The following is a 24325-nucleotide window of genomic DNA, read 5'->3' on the forward strand; positions in this document are numbered from 1 at the left end:
CCTCACGTCAGAAAAACCAGTAACTGATCCCGGTTGAACGGCCAGCCCAGTTCCGCCCCCGTGTCGGTACGCTGCAATACGGGAATCCGGGTGCTGTAACGCTCAAGCAAGGCCGGCGATTCCGCGATATCGACCACGGAGACGGGCACCGGCGCCGGCATGGGGGTATTGACCATCAGCGCCTCGGCCAGCTCGCACAGGTGGCAGCCGGCGGTCGTATAAAACCGGAGTTCCATCAGCGCTTGGGCTGCGCGTCGAACTGTTGCCCGGTCACGCCGATGCTGTCGCGGCCCATCAGGTACAGATAGGCCGGCATGATGTCCTCGGGCGCGGGATTGTTGCCCGGGTCCTCGGCGGGATAGGCGCTCGCCCGCATCCGGGTCCGGGTGGCGCCCGGGTTCAGGCTGTTAACCCGGACCCGGTTGCGGTCGTCGTCCAGCTCCGCGGCCATCAGTTGGCTCAGGCCCTCCACCGCAAACTTGGACACCGCATAGGCGCCCCAGTGGGCCTTGGCCCGGCGCCCGACGCTGGAAGAGGTGAAAATCACCGACGCATGATCACTTTTGCGCAGCAGGGGAATCATCGCCCGGCTCAGCAGGAACGGCGCGTGCACGTTAACGTGCATAACCTGCTCCCAGACTGCCGGATCGAAGTATTCCACCGGGCTTCGGTCCCCGAGGATGGCGGCGTTGTGAAGCACCCCGTCCAGCCGGCCGAAATTCTCATCCAGGGTCACGGCCAGTTCTTCGTATTCCTTGACCGCCGCACCTTCGAAGTTCATGGGTACGATGGCGGGTTTCGGATGGCCAGCGGCCTCGATGTCGTCGTATACCGCCTCCAGCTTGGACACCGTCCGGCCTACCAGAATCACGGTGGCGCCGTGGGCCGCGTAGGCGAGGGCCGCGGCACGGCCGATGCCGGAACCGGCGCCGGACACCAGGATAATGCGGTCGTTCAGCAGATCGGCGGGGGCATGGTAATCGTGCATGGCGTCATCTCCTGTCGATGCTGGCGGTGGGCGCGTCGCCGGGAGGTCAGGCCCGGCGTCCGGCCATCCACTGGGATTGTATCAGGTTTGCCAGATCGGCCACGGTGTCCACCACCACGTCCGCTTGCCAGAGATCAATCGTCTCCGGCTCCGTCACGTAGCCGTAACGCACGGCCACCGTCGGCATGCCGGCGTTGCGGCCGGCCCGGATATCCCGCTCATGATCGCCCACGTAGAGGGTGCGTTCCGGCGCGGCGCCGAGGCGCTCGCAGGCCAGCCAGAGGCCTTCCGGATGGGGTTTGCGGTCTTGCACGTGGTCCGGGCAGACCAGCACCGCACAGCGCTCTGCGATGCCCAGGGCCGCCAGAAGGGGCTCGGCAAACCGCACCGGTTTGTTGGTGACAATGCCCCAGGGAATACCGGCGGCTTCCAGAGTGGCCAGCAGCGGCTCCATGCCCTCAAACAGCCGGGTATCCACGGCCATACCGGTTTCGTACCGATCCAGGAAAGCCCGATGGCGTTCCGGATACTCGGGATGGTCCGGTTCCAGCCCGAAACCCAGCCTCACCATAGCGCGGGCGCCATCGGAGACGCAGCAACGGATGGTGTCAAAGGGCAGGGGTGCCATCCCTTCGGCCACACGCAGTTCGTTCAGGCAGCGGATGAAGTCCGGCGCGGTGTCGATCAGGGTGCCGTCGAGATCAAACAGCACCGCGTCCAGCGCTTTGTCAGGCATCACGGGTGTCCTGGGCGTGCATCAGGTAGTTCACATCCACGTCCCGACCCAGGCGGTAGCTGCGGGTGATCGGGTTGTAGGTCATACCGGTCAGCTCGCGAATATCCAGCCCGGCCTTGCGCAGGTAATCGGACATTTCCGAGGGGCGGATGAACTTCTTCCACTCGTGGGTGCCTTTGGGCAGCATTTTCAGCACGTATTCGGCGCCGACGATGGCGAACAGGAAGGATTTCGGGTTCCGGTTGATGGTGGACACAAACAGACTGCCGCCAGGTTTCAGCATGGCCGCACAGGCCTGCACCACCGAAGCCGGGTTGGGCACGTGCTCCAGCATTTCCAGGCAGGTGACCACGTCATACTGGCCCGCGTGCTCGGGGTCGGCCGCCAGGGATTCGATGGTGACCTGGCGGTAGTCCACGTGCACCCCGCTCTCGAGCCCATGCAGGCGGGCCACGGAAAGCGGCGCCTCGCCCATGTCGATACCGGTCACGTGGGCGCCGCGCTGGGCCATCCCCTCCGACAGCAGGCCACCGCCGCAGCCCACATCAAGGGCTTTCTTGCCCGCCAGGGAGACCCGTTCGTCGATGTAGTTCAGGCGCAGCGGATTGATGTCGTGCAGGGGCTTGAACTCGCTCGTCGGGTCCCACCAGCGGCTGGCGAGGGCCTCGAACTTGGCGATTTCGTTGCGGTCTACGTTTTGCTCGGTCATGGTCGGCTCGTTTGCTCAGTCAAATCGTTCAGGTGGAGGCTGTGTCGTTGGCCTGGATACGGTCCCGCCACTCCTTGACCCGAAGGGTCAGGTCGGCCACGTCAATGCGGGTGGGTACACCCTCCTGTACCTGTGGTACGCCGTGAATCCAGCTGTGGCTTACTGCCCGGCCGTGATTGCTGTACACCAGGTGGGAGGCCGGATCATACACCGGCTGCAGGTAAGGATCGCTCAAATCCACGGCAATCAGGTCGGCGAGTTTGCCGGCCTCCACGGAGCCCAGTTCCTGCTCGCGACCAAGCGCCCGGGCACCGTGGATGGTGGCCATGGCCAGGGCCTGGTGGGCGGAGACCGCGGCGGCGTCAGAGGCGACCACCTTGGCGATCATGGCCGCAGTGCGAAGCTCTCCGAACAGGTCCAGATCGTTGTTGCTGGCGGCACCGTCGGTACCGACGGCCACGTTGATGCCTCGGTCCAGCAGGGCCTGCACCGGGCACAGGCCGCTGGCGAGTTTCAGGTTGGATTCCGGGCAATGCACCACGTGGGCGCCGGTGCGTACCAGGGTGTCCATGTCGGTGTCGTCAAGCTGGGTCATATGCACACACTGGGTGTGCGGGCTCAGCAAGCCAAGAGCGTCGAGCCGGGCCAGCGGCCTCTGGCCGTTCTGGCGCAGTGCTTCGTCCACTTCAAAGGCGGTTTCGTGGAGGTGAATCTGGATGCGTGCTCCGGTGCGCCGGGACAGCGCCAGGGCCTGGGACAGGGGGCCGTCAGACACGGTGTAAGGGGCGTGTGGACCAATCGCTGGCTGGATGAAGTCGTTGTCCTGCCAGGCGTTGATGAACGCCTCGCCCTTGGCCAGATACTCGTCCGGGCCGCTGCCCCAACTGGTCGGGAAATCCAGCAGGGGAAAACATACCTGCGCGCGCATGCCGACGTCGTGGGCCGCCTGGGCCGCCACCTCCGGGAAGAAGTACATGTCCGAAAACGTGGTGGTGCCGGTGCGTAACATTTCCGCCATGGCGAGCTGGGTACCATCGGCAATGAACGCCTCGCTGGCGAACGTCTGTTCCGCCGGCCAGATATGATCGTTCAGCCAGGTCATCAGGGGCAGGTCGTCAGCCATGCCCCGGAACAAGGTCATGGCGGCATGGCCGTGCAGGTTGATCAGTCCCGGGGTGAGCACGTGATGGGGCAGGTCGACCACTTCCCGGGCATGGAACTGCTGGTCGGCGGCCTGCTGGGGCAGAACCGCGAGAATCCGGCTGCCCCGGAGAATGATGGCCTGGTGCTCCAGGACCACGCCGGAGGGTACCACGGGTATCACCCAACGGGCATTGATGCGGATGTCGGCGGCGGTGGTTACGGTGTCTGCCGTCATGTCTGGGCCTTGGCGTCTGGGCGGATGTCGGGGCTTGGAGGGCGCTGCCAGTGATCGGCAGTGCCGGTCATCGGTATGGCCGAGAGTATAACCACCGTGACCGGCGAGCACTACCCTGGCACTCTCTCCCACACTCTCCCCCACACCCGCCCTTGCACCCCCGCGCCGACAGCGATGTTAACCGTTATACTGGCGGCCTGCGCAGTAAGCAATCAAGGACACCTTATGGCACATGAAACACCCAACACGGAGCGCCACCTGGGCACGGTGGCGCTCCGCTGGCAAGGCGATCGCCTGGCGCTGCTGGATCAGCGGCGGCTGCCCACCGATGAGCATTGGCTTGAACTGGGCGACGCCCGGGGCGTGGCAGACGCCATTCGGGATATGGTGGTCCGTGGCGCGCCTGCCATCGGCATCAGTGCCGCCTATGGGGTGGCACTGGCGGCGCGGCAGGCGGTCGGTGATCACTGGCGCGGGGCCCTGAAACAGGCCTTCACCGTACTGGCGGAATCCCGGCCAACGGCCGTTAACCTGTTCTGGGCCCTGGAGCGCATGCGACGGGTGGCCGACGCCTGCGGAACGGCGGACGAGGCCGCCAGCCGGCTGGCGGCAGAGGCCAAGGCCATCCACCGGGAAGACATCGCCGCCAACCTGGCCATGGCCGACCACGCACTGGACGTGCTTTCGCCCACCCGGCCGCTGAACGTGCTGACCCACTGCAACACCGGCGCCCTGGCGACCGGCGGTTACGGTACCGCCCTGGGCGTAATCCGGCGCCTGCACGAGTTGAACCGGCTGGAGCGGGTGTTTGCGGATGAGACCCGGCCCTGGCTGCAGGGCAGCCGCCTGACCGCGTGGGAGCTGCTCAGGGACGGCATCCCCGTAACCCTGAACGCGGACAGTGCCGCCGCAGCACTGCTGGCCCAGGGCCGGGTGGACTGGATTCTGGTGGGTGCAGACCGCATCACCGCCAACGGCGACGTGGCCAACAAGATCGGCACCTATAACCTGGCGGTGTTGGCCCGGCACCACCGAGTGGGCTTCATGGTGGTGGCGCCCTCCAGCACGGTGGACATGGCGTTGGCCAACGGTCAGGCCATCCCGATCGAAGAACGGGAGGGCACGGAGGTTCGGGAGGTGAGGGGCGTGGCCATCGCGCCACCGGATGTGCCGGTGTTCAACCCCGTGTTCGACGTCACCCCCGCTCACCTGATTGACGCCATCGTCACCGAGAAGGGGGTCATTACCAACCCCGGTGAAACCGGTATGACACCCTTGTTTGGCGGACGGTAGGGCGCTGACGCACACGGGGCGGCAATCCGCCGGCCCAAACGCAACAAACCCCGGCCATGCCGGGGTTTGTTCGATCTGGAGCGCGGAGTGACGGGCGCCCCGAAAGCGCGACGGTTCAGTTGGTCGGTGCCTGCACCGCCACCTGCCGGGTCTTCTCGATAGACGCCATCTTGCGGTCCAGGTCCACCATGTCCGCCATGATGTGACCACCCTCTTTCAGGAGAAAGTCGGCGTCGTTTTCAGCGCTGTCCGGATCGGCCGCCTGCTCGTCCTGCCATTTTTCCAGGGCATCGAGAGACTCGAACGGCGTCTCGCCATTCAGCTGTCTGCGGGCATTGGCGATCGCCAGTTGGGTTTGCTCCAATTGCTCGTACTGGGCTTTGCGCTTGGTTTCGTTCAGGCTCACCGTGCTCTGTTTGCGCTGCTCGTTCAGGAAATCAATCTCCCGCTGCAGCAGCTTGAAGTCCGGGCTCTTGGCAAAGCGCGCGTCGTGGCGGTCCCGCAGGGTGCTGATGATATGGCTGAAATCAAAGTACCGGGTGTGGGGCACCGCCTCTATCTGGTCCCAGGGCAGGGCGTGTTCCAGGGCGTCTTCGCCGATGCGGGACTTGTCGATCCGGGTGGGAATCTCAATGTCCGGGATCACCCCCTTGTGCTGGGTGGACCCGCCAGAGATCCGGTAGAACTTCGACTGGGTGATCTTCAGTTGGCCATGGTTCAGCGGGCGCACCGCCTGGACGGTGCCCTTGCCAAACGTCTGGGAGCCCACCACCAGGCCGCGGCCATAATCCTGAATGGCGCCGGCAAAGATTTCGGAGGCTGAGGCGCTCATCCGGTTGACCAGCACGACCATCGGGCCGTCGTAGGCGACGGAGGGGTCTTCGTCCTCCAGCACCTGCACCTCATTGTTGGCGTTGCGCACCTGCACCGTCGGGCCCTGATCAATGAACAGTCCGACCAGATCGTTGGCTTCCTGCAGGGCACCACCGCCGTTGTTGCGCAAATCGATCACCAGCCCGTCGATCTTTTCCTGCTTGAGCTCGTCCAGCAGTTTGCGCACGTCCCGGGTGGTGCTCTTGTAGTTCGGATCGCCGGCCTGCATGGCCTGGAAGTCCGCGTAGAAGGTGGGCAGGGTGATCACGCCAACGGTGTAATCCTTGCCGTTCTGCTGAATGTGCAGCACGTCTTTGCTGGCGCTCTGTTCCTCCAGCTTGACCTTGTCCCGCTTGATGTTGATGGTCTTGGTGACCGACTCATCCGTGGCGTTTGCCGGAATCACTTCCAGGGACACGGTGGAATTGCGCGGGCCGCGAATCAGGTCCACCACCTCGTCCAGGCGCCAGCCGATCACGTTCTTCGGCTTCTCACCGTCCTGGCCAACGCCCACAATGCGGTCTGCCGGTTTGAGCTGGCCCTGTTTGGATGCCGGTCCGCCCGGTACCAACCGCACCACCTTGGTGTACTCGTTGTCGGACTGCAACACCGCGCCAATGCCTTCCAGGGAGAGGCTCATGTTGATGTTGAAGTTTTCGGACACCCGAGGCGAGAAGTAGGACGTGTGCGGATCCCAGACCCCGGTAAAGGCATTCATATAGGCCTGGAAAGCGTCTTCACTGCGGGCCTGGTACACCCGCTTGAGCTGGCCTTCATAGCGCTGGCGCAGGTTGTCGGCAATCGTCTCGTCGTCGGTGCCGTTCAGGCGCTGGGCGAGCACCGCGTTTTTCAGGCGCTTGACCCAGAGCGCATCCAGGGCCGCTTTGTCCGGCTCCCAGTCTGCTTTGGCACGGTCCAGCTGAATGGACTCATTTTTGCTGAAATCCAACGAGCCAATCCCTTTGTCAAGCAGGTTCAGGGCGAAGTTGAGCCGGTCGATCACCCGTTCCTGAACGAGGTTGTAGATGTCGAATGCCGGCTGCAACTGCCCGGTCTTCAGGGCAGTGGCCAGCTCATCACGAACGGGCGAAATGGTGTCGATGTCTTTCTGGGTCAGATAGATGCGCTGTCCGTCCAGGTAATCCAGGTAACCGTCGAGGACTTCACCGGACACTTCCTCATTGATGGACAGGTCCCGGAAGTGGGTGAACTGGAGCTGCCGGGCAATGAGGATGTTGGCCCGGGCCTGCTCGATGGTCGGCGCGACCGGCTGGTAGGCATCCGGAATTTCTGCCTTGGCGAAGGCCAGAGCAGGCGCGGCGACAAACAGCGCGAGGGTGAGGGAGCGGCACACCTTGTTTGTCAGAACGGACAAGGGCTGGCGGGCAGGACGGACGGTTTCCGCAATGGTCATAAACACACTTACCTGACGGTGCTGGGCGGGCCTCCGTCGCGGCCGCACGGGCCGCGAGAACGGGGGAGCCGCCCGTGGGCGATGGATTTATTGTAGGCAAGCGTCCTGCCGGTTGCCATAGGGGCAGGGTATCGGTTCGTGACAATCTGTCCATGAACAAGTCACGTCGCCCCTGCCCTCATTGGCCGGCCGGCGGCGTGGTCTCAGGCAATGGGCTCCTGCCGTTCCGCGTGCTCCAACAGCAGTGCCGGCGGAGCGAATCGGTCGCCAAACTGGTCCGCCAACTGGCGGGCCCGGTCGGCGAAGGCGCGTACGCCGTACTGGTTGACGAACTGAACGGCACCGCCGGTCCAGGGGGCGTAGCCAATGCCAAAAATACTGCCCACGTTGGCGTCAGCGACGGTCCGCAACACGCCTTCCTCCAGGCAGCGCAGGGTTTCCAGGGCCTGGATGAACAGCAGCCGGTCCTTGAGGTCCTGAAGAGGTACCGCGCGGGCCTTTTCCGCATCCGCAAACCGGGCCTCCAGTTCCGTCCAGAGGTGCTTTTTGCCCTTGGCGGGGTAGTCATAGAAGCCGGCGCCGGCGGCTTTACCCTTGCGCCCGAACTGATCGACCATGGTGTCGATGACCGCTTCTGCCGGGTGCGGGTGCCAGGTTCCACCGGCGGCCTCGGCGTCCTTTCGGCTCTGGGCACGGATATGCTGCATCAGCGTCAGGCTGACCTCGTCAGAAACCGCAAGCGGCCCCACCGGCATGCCGGCGAGCAACCCGGCGTTTTCGATGCTGGCCGGGTGGATGCCCTCGGCCAGCATGCTGATGCCCTCGTTGACGAAGGTACCGAACACCCGGGACGTAAAGAAGCCCCGGCTGTCATTCACCACGATGGGAATCTTGCCGATCTGCTGCACGTAATCGAAGGCGCGGGCAAGGGTCTCGTCCGAGGTTTTTTCACCGACGATGATTTCCACCAGCTGCATCTTGTCCACCGGGGAGAAAAAGTGCAGCCCGATGAACCGGTCTGGATGAGCCGCCGCCTGCGCCAGCTGGGTGATGGGAATGGTGGACGTATTGGAGGCAAACAGGCCGTTGGCGACCAGCTTTGGCTCTGCCTCCCGGGTCACCCTTGCTTTCAGGTCGCTGTCCTCAAAGACGGCTTCGATGATCAGGTCGCATCCGTCCAGGTCCCCGGCGGCGTCGGTGGCCCGGATGCGCGCCAGCACGGCCTGTTTCTCATCGTCAGCCATCCGGCCCCGGCTGACTTTTTTGGCCAGCAACTGTTCCGAATAGGCTTTGCCTTTTTCCGCGTTCTCCACGCTCACGTCCTTGAGCACGACGTCAATACCCCGGCTGGCGGTAGCGTAGGCAATGCCAGCGCCCATCATGCCGGCCCCGAGCACGCCCACTTTGCGGAAAGTTTCCCGGGGCACGCCGTCCGGGCGGCTGCCGCCGGCCTTGATGCCGTTGAGCTGGAACCAGAAGGTGCCGGTCATGTTCTTGGCGACCTGACTGATGACCAGTTCGGTGAAGTAGCGGGTCTCGATCCGGCTGCCGTTGTCGAAGTCGACCTGCGCGCCTTCCACCGCGGCCGACAGGATGCGTTCCGGTGCCGGATAGCAGCCTTTGGTCTTCTGCCGCAGCATGGCGGGGGCAATGGCCAGCTTCTGGGCCATGGCCGGGTGGCTGGGAGCCCCGCCCGGAAAGCGGAAGCCCTTCTGATCCCACGGTTGCTGGCAGGTCGGGTTCGCGTCGATGAACTGCCGGGCCTGGGCGATAAGAGCGTCCGCCGACTCCGCCAGTTCATTGATGATGCCCGCCTTTAGCGCCTGTTTCGGGGATACTTTCTTACCCTCCATCAGGTAGGGGAAAGCGGCTTCCAGGCCGATCATGCGGGGCAGGCGCTGGGTCCCGCCGCCTCCCGGCAGCAGCCCGAGGGTGACCTCCGGCAGGCCCAGCTGGATTCTGTCGTCGTCCAGACAGACCCGGTGGTGGCAGGCCAGGGCGATTTCCAGGCCGCCGCCAAGGGCGCTGCCGTTGATCGCGGCGACCACCGGCTTGCCGCAGGTCTCCAGCGTTCGCAGGTGCGATTTCAAGGCGTCCACCATGGTTTCGAATTCGGCGGCCTGGTCACGGGTTACCCCATGCAGCTCCTTGAGATCGCCGCCGGCGAAGAAGGTGGGCTTCGCGGAGGTGATGATGATGCCCCGAAGGCGCTCCAGGTCGGTGCTCACCTGGTGGGCGGTCTCCGCCAGCGACGTACGGAACGCGTGGTTCATGGTGTTGGCGGACTGGTCGGGCGCGTCCAGAGTCAGGGTCAGTATGCCGTCGTCGCCCAGGTGGTATTGAATGGCACTCATGGTCGGTTCCTTGTGGGTCGATGAGGCGCTCAGACGCGCTCGATGATGGTTGCGATGCCCATGCCGCCGCCCACGCAGAGCGTGGCGAGGCCGTAGCGGAGCTGCCGCCGCTCCAGTTCGTCCAGGAGGGTGCCGAGAATCATCGCGCCGGTGGCGCCGAGTGGATGGCCCATGGCGATGGCACCGCCGTTGACGTTCACTTTCTCATCGGGCACCGAGAGTTCCCGCTGGAAGCGCATGACCACCGAGGCAAAGGCCTCGTTGACTTCGAACAGGTCGATCTGGTCGGCGGTCATACCGGCTTTTGCCAGGGCCTTGCGCGCCGCTGGTGCCGGACCAGTGAGCATGATGGTGGGGTCGGTGCTGGTGACCGCCGTGGCCAGGATGCGGGCACGGGGCGTCAGGCCCAGGGCCTTGCCTTTCTGCTCGCTGCCGATCAGCACGGCGGTGGCACCGTCGACAATGCCGGAGGAGTTGCCGGCGTGGTGCACGTGATGGATGGTTTCCACGTAGTGGTATTTTTCCCGGGCGACGCCGTCAAAGCCCATCCCACCCATCATCTGGAAAGACGGTTTTAGGCCGGCAAGCGATTCCAGGGTGGTGTTGCCGCGCACGTGTTCGTCCCGGTCCAGTATGACCACGCCGTTTTGATCGGCCACCGGCACGATTGAGCGGGCAAAGTACCCGTTTTGCCAGGCGTGGGCGGCCTTCTGCTGGGATTTCACGGCAAACGCATCCACGTCGCTGCGGCTGAAGCCCTCCAGGGTGGCGATCAGGTCGGCGCCGATGCCCTGCGGCATAAAGCCCGTGTGCAGGTTGGTTTCCGGATCGGTCGCCCAGGCACCGCCGTCCGAGCCCATGGGCACCCGTGACATGGCTTCAACGCCGCCCGCCACGACCAGGTCTTCCCAGCCGGAGCGGACCTTCATGGCCGCGAGGTTGACCGCCTCAAGGCCGGAGGCGCAGAACCGGTTGAGGGTCACGCCCGCCACGGTTTCGTCCCAGTCGGCCGCCAGGGCGGCGGTCTTGGCGATGTCGGCGCCCTGGTCGCCCACGGCGGTGACGCAGCCCATGACGATATCGTCCACCTGGGAGGTGTCCAGCCGGTTACGGCTCTGCAGCGCCCTGAGCACGGTGGTCAGCAGGGTGATGGGTTTGACGCTGTGTAACGCGCCGTCCCTTTTTCCGCGCCCGCGGGGCGTGCGGACGGCGTCGAAAATGTAGGCCTCGGTGGTCATGGCGGGTCCTTGTGAGTGCGGTATTGGAACGACGGTCCTGGAACGGTCAGGCTGTCTGCCCCTACCTTAGCGCCCCCAGCGCGTCAGCGGTAATGACCGCCCCTGCCAATCCCATTGGCCGAATTGTTCAGGCTGGTGTTGTGTCCACGTTATAAGTGGTATCGGGAAGGGGCACGAAATTCCCGGCGGCGGGAATGACAAGCGCGGTGTGGGCTTCTATGGTTCAGGGTAGACACGCGACTTGGGGAGGCCTTCCATGTCCCTCAGAGATGCCATTGATAATTTCTACGAGCGGCTGGTGCTGGATGCCATTGAGGCGACGCGGCAGGCCGACGATACCGCGGATTACCTCACCGACGTCCTGTGCGTGGCGTTGAACCACCTGCCCAACCGCTATTACCGCCACTCCATCGACATGATGTTCTACCTGGCGGACGAGGAGCTGGGGGAGATGAAGGCCCGGTCCCTGACGGCGGTTCGCTCGGCCCGGGACTTTGTCACCGAGCACCGCCGCGAGCCGGACTCAGCGAGCCAGCGTTGACAGGGCGTTGACCAGGCGTTGACCAAGACCGCCCTCGGCCGCGTCCGCGGGCTGCTGCAGCCAGCGGGCCAGCACGCTTTCCAGCTCGTCCAGAGGGTCAGCGGGTCGATCAACGCCCGTGAGGCCATCGTTGAGTCGCTGCACCTGGATTTCCATGCGGCGATGGCTGTCCGCTTCAGGGGACTCCACGCCCGCCAGTATTTCGGCCCGGATGATCAGTTCACGGGGGTCGGAGGCGTCGGTATCGGCAGTTGCCGTGGTCCAGTTCGCGGGCAGGGCGCCGGTGTCCAGGGTGCCGGCGCGGTGCTGGGCCAGCAGAGCCAGCCAGCCGTCAACCCGTTGTGCCTGCCGGGCACTCGAGAGTGCCGCCTGTAACTGTTGCCGGCGGTTCTGCAGCGCGTCCCGCACAGCGGCAGAGAGCGCACCGGCGGGCTGCTTCTGACACGCGCTCAGTGCCTGCTCGATGGCCTCGGTGCCGGCCTGTTCCGGCGGGTTGGCGTCCAGTTCCTCCAGCAGGGCCCGGGCGCCGTTGTCCGCTTCAGCCGACGCGTCCTGGCGTGCCTGCCGCTCGGCGTTGCGCCGGTCGAAAATCTGGTCGCAGGCCTTGCGAAATGCCTGCCAGAGCTTGCGGTCTTCCCGGTGACGGGTAATGCCCACCGCTTTCCACTCGGTCTGAAGGGCCTTGGCCTCGTTCATGGCCTCCTGCAGCGGGGTATGATCGATCAGTGCCTGAGCCCGCTCGACAATGGCCTGTTTGAGGGCTTCGTTACGCTCGCGTTCCGTGTCCAGAGGCGCTTCAATCTGGCGCAGCAGATCATCAAACCGCTTCTGAATGGCCCGATTGTCGCGGAACTCCACAGGCCAGGCCTCTTTCCACTCCTGCCGGGCGGTCTGGTGAATGCGTTCCGCCACTTTCCAGTCCATCTGTGACCAGTCGGCGCCCTCGATAAACCGGGCCAGTTGGTCGCATATGGCCTGGCGCGTCTGCAGGTTCGCCTGTTTCAGGTCGGATTTCGCGTCAAAGTACGCCTTGCAGGGTTCAAAGGCCTTGTCTGAAGCGGCTTTGAAGCGGGTCCACAGGGTCCGATCCGATGAGCCGCCGAGGGTGCGCCATTCGGCCTGCAGTTCCTTGATGCGCTCGGCCTTGGCCTCCGGCTCCATCGGCTGGTCCGCGAGGTATTCCATCTGCTCGCACAGGGCAATCTGCTTGGGCTCAGTGGCGAATCCCTGCCAGTCGCTCAGTTCCCGAAACTGGCCGGCCAACAGCTGCATGCGGGCCTGATGGACGCGGCCATGGCGGGTATCCAGCCGCTTGAAATGGCTCTGCGCGGCTTTCAGGAGCTGCCGGGATTCCCGGAACTGCTTTGCTTCGAGCGCTGCCTCCAGTGAGTCCATCAACGGCAGCAGTTGGTCCAGTACCTCCTGTTGCTCTGCGGGATCGGCGCCGGTGGTCTTCGGAGCGCTGACGGTGCGCACCCGGGCCAGTTGGCGCAGGTCGCTCAGCAGTTCAGGCTGGGGCAGTTCCGCCGGCCAGTCGAGTTCCGCAAGCTGATCGCGTGCGGCGGCCTGATGGGCCTCTGAGGGTGCCTCAAGATCCGCCTCCGCCAGCAGCTCCCGCATCACTGGCGTGAATTGACCCAGGCGTCGGACCGCAGCGATGACGTGCCTCAGCGCCTGCATGTGGGTTTCGTAGGCCTTTTGCTCCTGCCGGGCGACGTCGGTGTCCCGTGTCGCTTCCAGCCAGCGGTTCTCCTGAGTGCGCTGAAGACCGTCCAGGGCGGATACCGAGGGCAGCGCGTCCCCGGGGCGCTTCAGGTCGTCCAGCGTGGTGGCGAGCAGTTCCAGGGTCTCACGGCGTTGTTGCTGCTTGTCCGCGTGCCGGCGCGCTTCGGCGTCGGCGTCGGCCAACGCCTGGCTGCGCTGGCGGCATTGATGAACCGCAGCCAGAAACCGCTGGGCCTGGTCGGCGCTGGCGTTCGGCGCCACGTCCTGCCAGCGGGTTTGCAGGGCGTCCAGGCGGGCCTGGTAGAGGTTGGTGTCTTCGCTGCGGGCCTGGTCCTCGGCCTGGGCGATCAGGGCGTCGATGCGGGCGCGTCGCTCCGCCTCGGCTTCTTCGGCCTGGCGCAGCACCTGGAGCGCCTGCCGGGTAGCCTGGTAGACGCCTTTGTCCCGGCCCTTGGCGTGTTTTTGTACCTGCTGAAGCTGCTCCGGGTCGGTCAGGCGGCCAGCGGCGGCCAGGCGAATCTCTGCGGTGACCCCGTCCATCGCCAGCTCGGCCAGAGCGGTCTGGGAGGGCGAGGCGTTCAGTTGCTGCTGCTGGTGTTCCCGACGCTCATCCCTGGCGCTGGTGTCCGCTGGCGCGGGCGTGGGGGTGGAAGCCGGAGCCCGTGACGGTGAGCCGGACTTGCGGGATTTGAACAGTTTTTCGAGAAACGCAGCCATGAAGGTATCCTGTCGGAATCAGTGCCAGGTAGCGGTGCGCGGGGCACCGGACATCGGCTCAAGCGAGCCGGGTACGGGCATGACGACCGGCGGTCGCCATAAAGGAAATCGGCGGCTAGTCTAGCGTTTCAACGGTCTTGGCGGAAAGGGTCTGCATGGCAAAACAGGAAAATCCGGAAGAACAGCGCCACCGGCTGGCGGCAACGGCGCTGCGGTTACTGGCCCGGCGCGAGCACAGCCGGCAGGAGTTGGTGCTGAAGTTGCGCCAGCGGCGGTTTGATGAGCCCTTGATCGACCCGGTGCTGGATGAGTTTGAGCAGGAGGGCTGGCTGGACGATGGTCGCTTTGCCGATGTCTACGCCCGGCAGCGCATTGATCAGGGGTATGGCCCTCTTCGCATTCAGGCGGAATTGCGGCAACGGGGCGTCGCTCGCGATCCGGAAGTGTTGGAGGCGTTGTCCGAACGTGAATGGTGCGATCACGCCATCCGCGTGCGGGAGCGTCGATTCGGGCTGGCGAACCTTGAACAGGATTGGGATGAAAAAGTGCGCCAGGCGCGGTTTTTCCAGCGGCGGGGATTTACGTCCAGCCAGGTCGATATCACGCTGGCGGCCCGGGCACCGGACGATCTATAGCGTTGGCGGTATGACCGCCAGATCGGGGGGCAGGCTGGCTCTCAGCTCCGTTGAGACCTCGTTGTCGGTCTCGGCGGTGGTCGTTCCCTCGCTTGCCGGTGGCTCACCGTCTCCGGCCAGGCGTGGGGTCGGCTCTTCCGGCGTGGGCTGCACCGGTCGGCGGAGCCGCGCGAGCACGTCGTAATAGCGCCGGATATTCTGAACGTAAAGCACCGGCTCCTGGCCCCGGGCGTAGCCGAAGCGGGTGCGCGAGTACCAGGCTTTCTGTGAGAGCAGGGGTAGGAACTCCTTCACATCAATCCACCGGTCCGGGTTCTTGCCGGCGCCCTCGGCCAGCCGGCGGGCGTCTTCCAGGTGGCCAAACCCGACGTTGTATGAGGCCAGCGCGAACCAGGTGCGGTCCGGCTCGGGGATGCGTTCGGGGATCTTGTCGTGAACCACCTGGAAGTAACGGGCGCCGCCTTCAATGCTTTCTTTAACGTCCAGCCGGTCATTGATGCCGAGGGAGCTGGCGGTGGTGCGGGTGAGCATCATCAGGCCTCTCACGCCCGTGGGAGACTTGGCGTTGGGTCGCCAGTGGGATTCCTGATAGCCAATGGCGGCCAGCAGCCGCCAGTCCATGTTCACATCCCGCGCCTGCGCCTTGAACAGATCCTCATACTGGGGAAGCCGGTTTTCCACGTGGTACATGAAGGTGCGGGCGCCCACGTAGTTGAGCTGGTCCAGGTGGCCGTAGAAACGCTCTGATAGCTGCGCCAGCTCACCCCGGGCTTTCATCCGATCGATCAGGGCGCGAGCGGCGCTTATCAGCGTGTTGTCCTGGTCCTTGGGAAACAGCCAGACCAGCGGGCGGGGCTTACCTACGGTAAAAGCCACGTTCACCTTGGGAAAAAAGACCCGGTTCAGCTCCAGTTCGTTGGACGAGACAATCGCCAGTTTGAAGTCGCCCTTGTCGACCCGGTCCAGGATGCCGGCCGGGTCCAGGCCGGGATGACTGGCCAGGGTCACGCCCTGGTCAAAGGCCCCGAGCCGCGAGAGCACTTCTTTATGGTCGCTGCCGGCTACGGCGTGCAGGGTCTGGCCGGCGAGGTCATCCAGAGAGTCCGGGCGCTCATCGCCCCGGCGGTAGACCACGACGGACTGGGTTTCGATGCCGGTGGGCAGGGTCTGGAAACGATCGTGGAACGATGGGCGGTCGGAAAGGCCGGCCATGCCAATGTGGGCGTAACCGTTGTCCAGTACCGAGAGGATCTCCGTGTTGTCCTCGGCCTCGCGAATTCGCAGATGCACCCCGAGGCTGTCGGCGAGGCGCTTGGCCAGTTCGTAATCGTAGCCGGTGGGTCCGTTGCGCCCCTGGTAATAAATGGAGGGCGCCGTGCGGGTAATCACGTGCAGCGTCCCTTCGTCGCGGATCTCCTGCAGCGAGCTGGGGCGGGCGCAGCCGCCCAGGGTAGCCACCAGGGCCACAGCGACCAGCAGCCCGGCGGTTCGTCGGGCAGTTTGGAAGATACGCAGGGGGTTGGCCAAAAACCGGGTCTCCAAACGGCGGTGGCATTTGATGATCTCCCGGTGCTCAACGTTTGGTCAACCAGACCCGCGCCGGGGATTGCAAAACAATGTCAAAACCGGGGCCCAGACGGCTGTGGGTAATATCCGAGGGGCGCTGTATCCCGGTTCCGCTTTCAAGTATCATGGCGGCCTTTCAAACGGCCTATGGCACCCGGATTTCCCCCTTTCGCGCGATACAGGTTGATATCATGCTTGAACTTCGCGGCGCTCCCGCGCTTTCCCCATTCCGTTCCCGCAAGCTGCTGTCCCGGATTCAGGACCGGGTTCCCGAGGTCGAGCATGTGTACGCCGAATTCATGCACTTTGCGGATCTCGAGATGGATTTGTCGGAGGGGGAGCAGGCCATCCTGGATCGGCTGCTGACGTATGGGCCGAGTGTTCCGGCCGAAGAGCCGGATGGGGTATTGTTCCTGGTGGTGCCGCGTCCGGGCACGCTCTCACCCTGGTCGAGCAAGGCGACGGACATTGCCCGGAACTGTGGATTGCGCCAGATCCAGCGCATCGAGCGCGGCATTGCCTATTATGTGCGCGCGGGTCGCAAGCTTGGTCTTGCCCAACGCGAAGCCATCGCCACTCTGTTGCACGACCGCATGACCCAGACCGTGTTCCATGAGATGGGTGGTGCCGAGCTGTTGTTCAGCCACGAAGAGCCGCGCACCCTGAACCGGGTTCCGGTGCTGACGGGCGGCCGGGAAGCGCTGGTGAAAGCCAACCGTGAGCTGGGCCTGGCCCTCGCCGAGGACGAAATCGATTACCTGGTCAAATCCTTCAGCGACCTGCATCGCGATCCGACCGACGTTGAACTGATGATGTTCGCCCAGGCGAACTCCGAGCACTGCCGGCACAAGATCTTCAACGCGTCCTGGGACATTGACGGTGAGGCTCAGGATAAGTCGCTGTTCGCCATGATTCGCAACACCTACGAGATGAACAGCGAAGGCGTTCTCTCAGCTTACAAGGACAACGCCTCCGTCATTCGCGGCAGCCGGGGTGGCCGGTTCTTCCCGGACCCGGAAACCGGGGCCTATGGCTACCATCAGGAAGACATTCACATCCTGATGAAAGTGGAGACCCACAACCACCCGACCGCCATTTCGCCGTTTGCCGGCGCGGCGACCGGCTCCGGCGGTGAGATTCGGGACGAAGGCGCCACCGGCCGGGGATCCAAGCCGAAGGCAGGCCTGACCGGGTTCACCGTATCCAACCTGAACCTGCCGGGGGATGCCCAGCCCTGGGAAATCGGTTACGGCAAGCCGGACCGCATTGCGTCCGCCCTCGACATCATGATCGAAGGGCCGATTGGGGGCGCCGCCTTCAACAACGAATTTGGCCGGCCGAACCTGGCAGGTTACTTCCGGACCTACGAAGCCCGCGTGCCAGGGCCGGACGGGGAGGAAGTCCGGGGTTACCACAAGCCGATCATGATCGCCGGTGGCATGGGCAACATCCGTGAGCAGCATGTGGAAAAAGGCAGCATCCCCGTCGGTGCCAAGCTGATTGTGCTGGGCGGTCCGTCCATGCTGATCGGCCTGGGCGGCGGCGCGGCGTCGTCCATGGATTCCGGCAGCAGCCACGAAAACCTGGACTTTGCCTCCGTCCAGCGGGACAACCCGGAGATGGAGCGCCGCTGCCAGGAAGTGATCGACCGCTGCTGGCAGATGGGCGAGGACAATCCGATCTGCTTCATTCATGACGTGGGTGCGGGCGGACTGTCCAATGCTATGCCGGAGCTGGTAAAGGACGGCGGCCGGGGTGGCAAGTTTGAGCTGCGGGACATTCCCAGCGACGAGCCGGGCATGTCTCCTCTGGAAATCTGGTGTAACGAGTCCCAGGAACGCTATGTGCTGGCGGTGGCGCCGGAAAATCTGGAACGCTTCGACGCCCTGTGTCGCCGTGAGCGTTGCCCGTACGCCGTGATTGGTGAGGCAACCGAATCGCACCACCTCGAACTGGCGGATTCCTACTTTGATGATAAACCGGTAGACCTGCCCATGGACGTGCTGTTCGGCAAGCCGCCGCGCATGCACCGCAGCGTGTCCCGGTCGTCCTTCGCCAAGCCAATTTTTGATTCCACCCGGGTGGATCTGAGCGACGCGGTTCGCCGGGTTCTGCGCCTTCCCTCGGTCGGCTCCAAGGGCTTCCTGATCACCATCGGCGACCGGACCATCACCGGGCTGGTGGCTCGGGATCAGATGGTCGGCCCGTGGCAGGTGCCGGTGAGCGACGTAGCGGTAACCGCCAGCTCGTTTGACGTCCGTACCGGCGAGGCCATGGCCATGGGCGAGCGCACGCCGGTGGCCGTGATTGACGCGCCCGCGTCGGGCCGCATGGCGGTCGGTGAGACCATTACCAATCTGGCGGCGGCGCCGATCGGGGCGCTCTCCGATATCCGCCTGTCCGCCAACTGGATGGCCGCGGCGGGTCACCCGGGCGAAGACGAAAACCTGTACGAGACTGTGCGCGCGGTGGGTATGGAGCTGTGTCCGGCGCTGGGCATTACCATTCCGGTGGGTAAGGACTCCATGTCCATGAAAACCGCCTGGGAGGAAAATAACGGTGAATCCAAGACGGTCACGGCGCCCCTGTCGCTGATTGTCAGCGGCTTCGCGCCGGTCAGCGACGTTGCCCGCACCCTGACCCCACAGCTGGTGACCAGCGCCGGTGACACGGACCTGATCCTGGTGGATCTGGCCGCCGGCCAGAACCGTCTCGGCGGCTCTGCCCTGGCTCAGGTGTACGGCCACGTAGGCGCGGTGTCGCCCGACCTGGACGATCCGGAAGATCTGAAAGCGTTCTTCGCCGTCATTCAGGGCCTGAACGCCGACGGTAAGCTACTGGCCTATCACGACCGGTCCGATGGCGGCCTGTTCGTCACGGTGGCGGAAATGAGCTTTGCCGGCCACGTGGGCGTGGACCTGAAGCTGGACGGCCTGGCAGAAAATTCGACCCAGTTTGCCCGTGAGCTGTTCAACGAAGAGCTCGGTGCGGTCATCCAGGTGCGTCGTGATGACACCGATTTTGTCCTCCAGCAGTTCTCCGCCGCGGGTCTGGGTGATCACACCAGCGTGATCGGGACCCTGAACGATGAGGACCGCTTGCGGTTGATGTTCGACGGCGAGCCGGTGCTCGACGAGACCCGTGTGACCCTGCAGCGCCTGTGGAGTGAGACCAGTTATCGGGTGCAGTCGCTGCGGGATAACGCCGACTGCGCACAGGAAGAGTTCGATAACCTGCTGGACGCCACCGACCCCGGGCTCTCCGTCGCCCTGACCTACGAGGTATCAGACGACGTGGCCGCACCTTACATTGCGACCGGAGCGAGACCCCGCGTCGCGGTGCTTCGCGAGCAGGGTGTGAACGGCCAGGTTGAGATGGCCGCGGCCTTTGACCGCGCCGGTTTCGAGGCGGTGGACGTTCACATGAGCGATCTGCTGTCGGGCCGGGTGTCGTTGTCCCGATTCCAGTCCCTCGTGGCCTGTGGCGGCTTCTCGTTCGGCGACGTGTTGGGTGCCGGTGAGGGCTGGGCCAAATCGATCCTGTTTAACGATCGGGTTCGGGATCAGTTTGCCGAGTTCTTCAACCGGGCCGATACCCTTGCCCTCGGCGTCTGCAACGGCTGCCAGATGCTGTCCAACCTGCACGAGCTGATCCCCGGCAGTGATGGCTGGCCGCGTTTCGTCCGCAACCAGTCCGAACAGTTTGAAGCCCGCCTGGCCATGGTAGAGGTGGCGCCATCGCCATCGGCGTTCCTGGACGGCATGGCCGGCTCTCGAATGCCCATTGCCGTGGCGCACGGGGAAGGGCGCGTAGAGTTCGCCGGCAGCGGTTCCGCCGCCAGCCTCGCCGAGCAGGAGTTGGTGGCACTGCGGTACGTGGACAACCGGGGCGCGGTCACCGAGCGCTACCCGTTTAACCCGAACGGGTCCGAGGCGGGCATTACGGGTGTGACCACTCGGGATGGCCGTGTGACCATCATGATGCCGCACCCCGAGCGGGTGTTCCGGGCGGTCCAGTGTTCCTGGCGACCGAACGACTGGCAGGAAGACGGCGCCTGGATCCGGATGTTCCGCAACGCACGGCGCTGGTTCGGCTGATCCGCCATACCGGCCGCCCGGCGATGACAGACCGGTGCGAGGAGTGACACGATGTTGTGTCCACCTCGCACCGGTTTTTTTGTGCCCGCCGGTACCCGTTCAGACTCTGGATTTCAAGCAAAAAAAGGGTGTAAACGGGAGAAAAAATGCTTGACTCAGTGTGGCTTATGCACATTTTGGAAGGGCCGCTGTGCGAACACTGAACAAAAGGCAGGATAGCCGTTCATATTTTATGCTTTGTTTTTAAGTTACTGATAAATATAACATTTGATCGTTGGGCCAATTTGTCACCAATTTAAGGTAAGTGCAGTAACGGCAGGGTTTTGGGGCGTGTTCCCAAAAACTTTCCCCAGAGTTATCCACAGATTTTGTGGGTAAGTATCTAAGCCTTTAATCTGTACAAAAAATATCCTGGAAGGGAGTGTCTTTCATCGTGTTTAAACTGTGCTATTTCGTGCCGGAAAGTCATCTGGAAACCACCAAGCAGGCGCTGTTCGATGCGGGGGCAGGTCGCATTGGGGATTACGAGGCGTGCGCCTGGCAAACCCTGGGTCAAGGCCAGTTTCGGCCGCTGGAAAATAGCCAGCCATTCCTCGGAACCCGGGGCGAGCTGGAAACGGTCAGCGAATATAAGGTGGAACTGGTGTGTGAGGATGGGCGCATCCATGACGCCCTGGCGGCCCTTCGGCAAGCCCATCCTTATGAGGAGCCGGCGTATGACGTGATTCGCCTGGAGGCGTTCTGACGGTGGGTCAGCCGTGCTGGGCCATCGGACGGCGAATATCTTTCTGGTGCAAGCGGTAGGTCTGGGTCTTCATGTCGTCCAGGAACAGCTCCAGGGTTTTGCGAACCGTGGGGAACGACAGTTCGTCCCAGGGGATGTCGTCCACCGCAAACAGGCGGGATTCAAGGGATTCCTCGCCGGCGCCGAACTGGCCGTCGATCAGTGTCGCCCGGTAAAACATGTGCACCTGATTGATATGAGGAACGTCGATGATGGAGAACAGACCTTCAATCTGGACGTTGGCGAGGGCTTCCTCCCGAGTTTCCCGCTCAGCGGCCTCGACGGTCGTCTCAGCGTTTTCCATAAATCCTGCAGGTAGGGTCCAGTAGCCATAGCGGGGCTCAATGGCCCGGCGGCACAGCAAGATGCGGCCTTCCCAGACGGGTACCGTACCCGCCACGATCCTCGGGTTCTGATAGTGAATCGTGTCGCAGCTGACGCAAACGTAGCGGTGGCGGTTGTCGCCTTCGGGAATGCGCTGTTCCACCGGCTGGCCGCATTCACTGCAATACTTCATGATAATCACCGTATACTGACGAGGGTTTTGGTAGCCAGTGTAACCCCACCGGCGGTCACTGTCTTATGGTAACTCAACATCCACCCGGAGCAGTTTCTTGCGAGAGTTTCTCACCCAACGACTGGCGGATTATGCCCCCAGGCAACTTGCCCTGGATTACCCGGAAGCCGGCATTCTGGTGCCGGTGACAGACTCCAGCACCAATCCTGAGATGATCTTTACGCTGCGTTCATCCAATCTGAGCACTCACCGTGGCCAGGTAGCGTACCCTGGCGGCAAGCGGGACCCGGGCGATCCTTCGCTGGCGGCCACGGCGCTTCGCGAAACCCATGAGGAAATTGGCGTGTCGCCGGCAGACGTTACGCTGATCGCGCCCCTCAGCCAGGTGATGTCCCGTTACGGTATTCTGGTAACGCCGTACGTGGGTGTTGTGCCCGAGGGGCTCGATTTCCGGCCCAATCCGGATGAGATCGAAAGCGTGTTCCGGGTGCCGCTGTCCTTTTTCCTTGAAGACCGGCGGGAGCGAACCGACGCCCTGAATTTCCTCGATAATACCTTTTATGTGCCGTGCTATCGCTGGCAGCATTACCAGATTTGGGGGCTGTCGGCGGTGGTTCTGGTGGACTTTCTGAACGCCGTGTACGATGCAGGCATCGATTTACTGGAACCCCCGGAGGGACGCTGAGATGTTTTTCAAGCTGGATGGCAAGGCCCCGGAGCGGGTGGGCGAGGGGCAGTTTGTGGCCCACAATGCGACCGTGATTGGTCAGGTCCGTCTGATGGAAAAAAGCAGTGTCTGGTTCAACGTGGTGATCCGCGGTGACAACGATCTGATTTCGATTGGCCCCGAGTCCAACATTCAGGACGGATCGGTGCTGCATACCGATCCGGGCATTCCACTCAACGTTGGGCGCGGCGTGACGGTTGGCCACAAGGTGATGCTGCATGGCTGCGATATTGGTGATTATTCGCTGATCGGCATCAATGCGGTGGTCCTCAACGGCGCGAAAATTGGCAAGCATTGCCTGATTGGCGCGAACACCCTGATTCCGGAAGGCATGGAAGTCCCGGATGGCTCTCTCGTGGTCGGTTCGCCGGGCAAGGTCAAGCGAACGCTCACTGATGCACAGAAAAAGATGCTTGAGGCCAGCGCGGCCCACTATGTGCAGAACGCGGCCCGTTATCTGAACACCCTGAGCCCCGTAGAGCCCCAGTCATGAGCGTCGGGCGATGGCGGGCGGAAGAGGCGCCGGTGTCGTCACCCTGTGTGAGCATCTGCGCCCTGGACCACAATGACGTGTGCATCGGCTGTCACCGGACGGCGGATGAGATTCTCCGGTGGTCCCGTATGACGAATGACGAACGCAGGGCGGTCCTGCGTGACGTTGCCAAACGAGAAGAAAAGGTAGCCCTCTGAGATGACTGACTCCTCGAACGTACAGATTGGTACGCCCCTCAAGCCCAACGCCTTCCGGGTGCTGTTCTGTGGCGCCGGCGAACTCGGCAAGGAAGTGGTGATTGAACTCCAGCGCTACGGCGTTGAAGTGATTGCCGTCGATCGGTACGCCAACGCACCCGGTATGCAGGTGGCGCACCGGAGCCACGTGGTCGACATGCTCGACGGCGGGGCCCTTCGGGCGATCATCGAGCAGGAAAAGCCGAACCTGATTGTGCCGGAGATCGAGGCCATTGCTACGCCGGAGCTGGTCAAGCTTGAGGCAGAGGGCTATCGGGTGATCCCAACGGCGCGGGCGGTCAACCTCACCATGAACCGCGAAGGCATTCGCCGCCTGGCGGCGGAAGAATTGGGGCTGCCGACTTCGCCTTACCGGTTTGCCAGCAGCCGGGAGGAATACCTGGCCGCGGCCGAGGAAATCGGTCTGCCGTTTGTGGTCAAGCCGGTGATGAGTTCCTCGGGTAAGGGGCAGAGCACGGTAAAGACGCAGGCAGACATCGAGCCGGCCTGGGAGTACGCCCAAACGGGCGGGCGAGCCGGTCGCGGCCGAGTCATCGTTGAGGGGTTTGTAGACTTCGACTACGAAATCACCCTGCTGACCGTACGCCATCGCGATGGTGTGTCTTTCTGCGATCCTATTGGGCATCGCCAGGAAGATGGCGATTACCGGGAATCCTGGCAGCCACAGCCGATGTCACCGAAAGCGCTCGAGCGTTCTAAAGCCGTTGCCGAAGCCGTGGTGAATGACCTGGGTGGCCATGGTGTCTACGGCGTGGAGCTGTTTATCAAGGGGGACGACGTTTGGTTCTCTGAGGTGTCGCCCCGGCCCCACGATACCGGGCTTGTGACGCTGGTTTCCCAGGATCTGTCCGAGTTCGCGTTGCATGCCAGAGCAATCCTCGGCCTGCCCATTCCGGCAATCCGGCAGCAGGGGCCAAGCGCCTCTGCCGTGATTCTTCCTGAAGGGAACTCGGACCGGGTTCGCTTTACTCATATAGAAGCGGCATTGGCCGAGCCGGATACCCAGCTGCGCCTGTTTGGTAAGCCGGAACTGAAAGGCCGCCGTCGGATGGGGGTTACGCTGGCCCGCCGGGACTCCATTGAGGAGGCTCGTCAGGTGGCGATGGCCGCTGCGGCATCCATCCAGGTGGAATGTTAACCGTTTTGTGCAATACTTGATCGGTTGCGTAGGTGGAAACCGAAGCCCTGGAAAATAAATGGAAACGGGGCGTTGACAGTTTCCCGTGGGGCTGTAGAATGCGCACCACTTCTGAGGGACACAGCGCTGAGGCGGGTGTTTCGGG

Annotated in this window: 20 protein-coding genes; 9 read left to right on the forward strand and 11 right to left on the reverse strand. The window is 63.6% G+C overall.

Annotated features, from left to right (window positions below; all coding sequences use genetic code 11):
- Positions 1-2 precede the first annotated feature (2 nt).
- Genes V3388_RS13590 through V3388_RS13610 form a run of 5 tightly spaced genes read right to left on the reverse strand, consistent with a single transcriptional unit; the run spans position 3 to position 3811 of the window.
- Entirely contained in the window at positions 3-236 is a 234-nt protein-coding gene (locus tag V3388_RS13590) for a glutaredoxin family protein (protein ID WP_336368113.1), read from the reverse strand.
- Entirely contained in the window at positions 236-988 is a 753-nt protein-coding gene (locus V3388_RS13595; RefSeq protein ID WP_336368114.1) for a YciK family oxidoreductase, read from the reverse strand. Before V3388_RS13595 ends, V3388_RS13590 begins: the two co-directional genes overlap by 1 nt.
- Positions 989-1034: 46 nt before the next feature.
- Entirely contained in the window at positions 1035-1724 is a 690-nt protein-coding gene (gene gph / locus V3388_RS13600; protein ID WP_336368115.1) for a phosphoglycolate phosphatase, read from the reverse strand.
- Positions 1717-2433 (reverse strand): bifunctional 2-polyprenyl-6-hydroxyphenol methylase/3-demethylubiquinol 3-O-methyltransferase UbiG, encoded by a 717-nt coding sequence (gene ubiG / locus V3388_RS13605; protein WP_336368116.1) that lies wholly within the window; start codon positions 2431-2433, stop codon positions 1717-1719. Before ubiG ends, gph begins: the two co-directional genes overlap by 8 nt.
- A 28-nt stretch (positions 2434-2461) precedes the next feature.
- The gene (locus V3388_RS13610) at positions 2462-3811 is read right to left on the reverse strand and encodes a TRZ/ATZ family hydrolase (protein WP_336368117.1); all 1350 of its coding nucleotides are present in this window, start codon (positions 3809-3811) and stop codon (positions 2462-2464) included.
- Positions 3812-4036: 225 nt separating this feature from the next.
- On the opposite strand from V3388_RS13610, the gene mtnA reads away from it, so the two are divergent.
- The gene (gene mtnA, locus V3388_RS13615) at positions 4037-5104 is read left to right on the forward strand and encodes an S-methyl-5-thioribose-1-phosphate isomerase (protein WP_336368118.1); all 1068 of its coding nucleotides are present in this window, start codon (positions 4037-4039) and stop codon (positions 5102-5104) included.
- Positions 5105-5219: 115 nt separating this feature from the next.
- Here the strand turns inward: mtnA and V3388_RS13620 are convergent, their stop codons facing one another.
- The 3 genes from V3388_RS13620 to V3388_RS13630 all read right to left on the reverse strand — a co-directional run bounded on the left by V3388_RS13620 (position 5220) and on the right by V3388_RS13630 (position 10983).
- On the reverse strand, positions 5220-7391 hold the full coding sequence (locus tag V3388_RS13620) for a carboxy terminal-processing peptidase (RefSeq protein ID WP_336368119.1): 2172 nt from the start codon (positions 7389-7391) through the stop codon (positions 5220-5222).
- Positions 7392-7594: 203 nt separating this feature from the next.
- Complete coding sequence (locus tag V3388_RS13625) at positions 7595-9745, reverse strand: 3-hydroxyacyl-CoA dehydrogenase NAD-binding domain-containing protein (protein WP_336368120.1); 2151 nt, start codon at positions 9743-9745, stop codon at positions 7595-7597.
- Positions 9746-9774: 29 nt separating this feature from the next.
- Positions 9775-10983, reverse strand: a complete 1209-nt coding sequence (locus tag V3388_RS13630) for an acetyl-CoA C-acetyltransferase (RefSeq protein ID WP_336368121.1) — start codon at positions 10981-10983, stop codon at positions 9775-9777.
- 256 nt (positions 10984-11239) lie between these two features.
- On the opposite strand from V3388_RS13630, the gene V3388_RS13635 reads away from it, so the two are divergent.
- Positions 11240-11524, forward strand: a complete 285-nt coding sequence (locus V3388_RS13635) for a late competence development ComFB family protein (RefSeq protein WP_336368122.1) — start codon at positions 11240-11242, stop codon at positions 11522-11524.
- On the opposite strand, the gene V3388_RS13640 is transcribed toward V3388_RS13635, so the two are convergent.
- Positions 11507-13966 carry a DUF349 domain-containing protein gene (locus V3388_RS13640; RefSeq protein ID WP_336368123.1) on the reverse strand — a complete coding sequence of 820 codons (2460 nt, stop codon included), beginning with the start codon at positions 13964-13966 and terminating at the stop codon, positions 11507-11509. The genes V3388_RS13635 and V3388_RS13640 overlap by 18 nt on opposite strands.
- A gap of 155 nt (positions 13967-14121) precedes the next feature.
- Between V3388_RS13640 and V3388_RS13645 the strand changes: the two genes are divergently transcribed.
- Positions 14122-14601 (forward strand): regulatory protein RecX, encoded by a 480-nt coding sequence (locus tag V3388_RS13645; RefSeq protein WP_336368124.1) that lies wholly within the window; start codon positions 14122-14124, stop codon positions 14599-14601.
- Here the strand turns inward: V3388_RS13645 and mltF are convergent.
- On the reverse strand, positions 14596-16128 hold the full coding sequence (mltF, locus tag V3388_RS13650) for a membrane-bound lytic murein transglycosylase MltF (RefSeq protein WP_336368125.1): 1533 nt from the start codon (positions 16126-16128) through the stop codon (positions 14596-14598). The two genes, V3388_RS13645 and mltF, sit on opposite strands and share 6 nt — an antisense overlap.
- Before the next feature lie 230 nt (positions 16129-16358).
- Here mltF and purL point away from each other — a divergent pair, with 230 nt between their 5' ends.
- Positions 16359-20264, forward strand: coding sequence for a phosphoribosylformylglycinamidine synthase (purL, locus tag V3388_RS13655; RefSeq protein WP_336368126.1), 3906 nt, complete (start codon positions 16359-16361; stop codon positions 20262-20264).
- A 433-nt stretch (positions 20265-20697) separates the two neighbouring features.
- Complete coding sequence (locus V3388_RS13660; protein WP_336368127.1) at positions 20698-21009, forward strand: YqfO family protein; 312 nt, start codon at positions 20698-20700, stop codon at positions 21007-21009.
- A gap of 7 nt (positions 21010-21016) precedes the next feature.
- On the opposite strand, the gene V3388_RS13665 is transcribed toward V3388_RS13660, so the two are convergent.
- Positions 21017-21565 carry an NUDIX hydrolase gene (locus tag V3388_RS13665; RefSeq protein WP_336368128.1) on the reverse strand — a complete coding sequence of 183 codons (549 nt, stop codon included), beginning with the start codon at positions 21563-21565 and terminating at the stop codon, positions 21017-21019.
- Between the two features lie 97 nt (positions 21566-21662).
- Here V3388_RS13665 and V3388_RS13670 point away from each other — a divergent pair, with 97 nt between their 5' ends.
- Genes V3388_RS13670 through purT form a run of 4 tightly spaced genes read left to right on the forward strand, consistent with a single transcriptional unit; the run spans position 21663 to position 24180 of the window.
- Complete coding sequence (locus V3388_RS13670) at positions 21663-22250, forward strand: NUDIX hydrolase (RefSeq protein ID WP_336368129.1); 588 nt, start codon at positions 21663-21665, stop codon at positions 22248-22250.
- Position 22251: 1 nt separating this feature from the next.
- Positions 22252-22785, forward strand: coding sequence for a gamma carbonic anhydrase family protein (locus V3388_RS13675; protein WP_336368130.1), 534 nt, complete (start codon positions 22252-22254; stop codon positions 22783-22785).
- Complete coding sequence (locus V3388_RS13680; protein WP_336368131.1) at positions 22782-22982, forward strand: DUF1289 domain-containing protein; 201 nt, start codon at positions 22782-22784, stop codon at positions 22980-22982. Before V3388_RS13675 ends, V3388_RS13680 begins: the two co-directional genes overlap by 4 nt.
- A gap of 1 nt (position 22983) precedes the next feature.
- A complete protein-coding gene (gene purT, locus V3388_RS13685; RefSeq protein WP_336368132.1) occupies positions 22984-24180 on the forward strand; it encodes a formate-dependent phosphoribosylglycinamide formyltransferase in 1197 nt (398 codons plus the stop codon).
- Positions 24181-24325: the final 145 nt, after the last annotated feature.

Source organism: Marinobacter sp. C2H3, assembly GCF_037080155.1.
Lineage (GTDB): Bacteria > Pseudomonadota > Gammaproteobacteria > Pseudomonadales > Oleiphilaceae > Marinobacter.

Bases quoted from the DNA above. Each gene is read 5' to 3' on its own strand.
- V3388_RS13635 (WP_336368122.1), top strand. From the start codon at position 11,240: ATGTCCCTCAGAGATGCCATTGATAATTTCTACGAGCGGCTGGTGCTG.
- V3388_RS13625 (WP_336368120.1), bottom strand. From the start codon at position 9,745: ATGAGTGCCATTCAATACCACCTGGGCGACGACGGCATACTGACCCTG.
- gph (WP_336368115.1), bottom strand. From the start codon at position 1,724: ATGCCTGACAAAGCGCTGGACGCGGTGCTGTTTGATCTCGACGGCACC.
- mtnA (WP_336368118.1), top strand. From the start codon at position 4,037: ATGGCACATGAAACACCCAACACGGAGCGCCACCTGGGCACGGTGGCG.
- V3388_RS13610 (WP_336368117.1), bottom strand. From the start codon at position 3,811: ATGACGGCAGACACCGTAACCACCGCCGCCGACATCCGCATCAATGCC.
- V3388_RS13680 (WP_336368131.1), top strand. From the start codon at position 22,782: ATGAGCGTCGGGCGATGGCGGGCGGAAGAGGCGCCGGTGTCGTCACCC.
- V3388_RS13590 (WP_336368113.1), bottom strand. From the start codon at position 236: ATGGAACTCCGGTTTTATACGACCGCCGGCTGCCACCTGTGCGAGCTG.
- V3388_RS13645 (WP_336368124.1), top strand. From the start codon at position 14,122: ATGGCAAAACAGGAAAATCCGGAAGAACAGCGCCACCGGCTGGCGGCA.
- purT (WP_336368132.1), top strand. From the start codon at position 22,984: ATGACTGACTCCTCGAACGTACAGATTGGTACGCCCCTCAAGCCCAAC.
- purL (WP_336368126.1), top strand. From the start codon at position 16,359: ATGCTTGAACTTCGCGGCGCTCCCGCGCTTTCCCCATTCCGTTCCCGC.
- V3388_RS13620 (WP_336368119.1), bottom strand. From the start codon at position 7,391: ATGACCATTGCGGAAACCGTCCGTCCTGCCCGCCAGCCCTTGTCCGTT.
- V3388_RS13665 (WP_336368128.1), bottom strand. From the start codon at position 21,565: ATGAAGTATTGCAGTGAATGCGGCCAGCCGGTGGAACAGCGCATTCCC.
- V3388_RS13630 (WP_336368121.1), bottom strand. From the start codon at position 10,983: ATGACCACCGAGGCCTACATTTTCGACGCCGTCCGCACGCCCCGCGGG.
- V3388_RS13595 (WP_336368114.1), bottom strand. From the start codon at position 988: ATGCACGATTACCATGCCCCCGCCGATCTGCTGAACGACCGCATTATC.
- V3388_RS13640 (WP_336368123.1), bottom strand. From the start codon at position 13,966: ATGGCTGCGTTTCTCGAAAAACTGTTCAAATCCCGCAAGTCCGGCTCA.
- ubiG (WP_336368116.1), bottom strand. From the start codon at position 2,433: ATGACCGAGCAAAACGTAGACCGCAACGAAATCGCCAAGTTCGAGGCC.
- V3388_RS13675 (WP_336368130.1), top strand. From the start codon at position 22,252: ATGTTTTTCAAGCTGGATGGCAAGGCCCCGGAGCGGGTGGGCGAGGGG.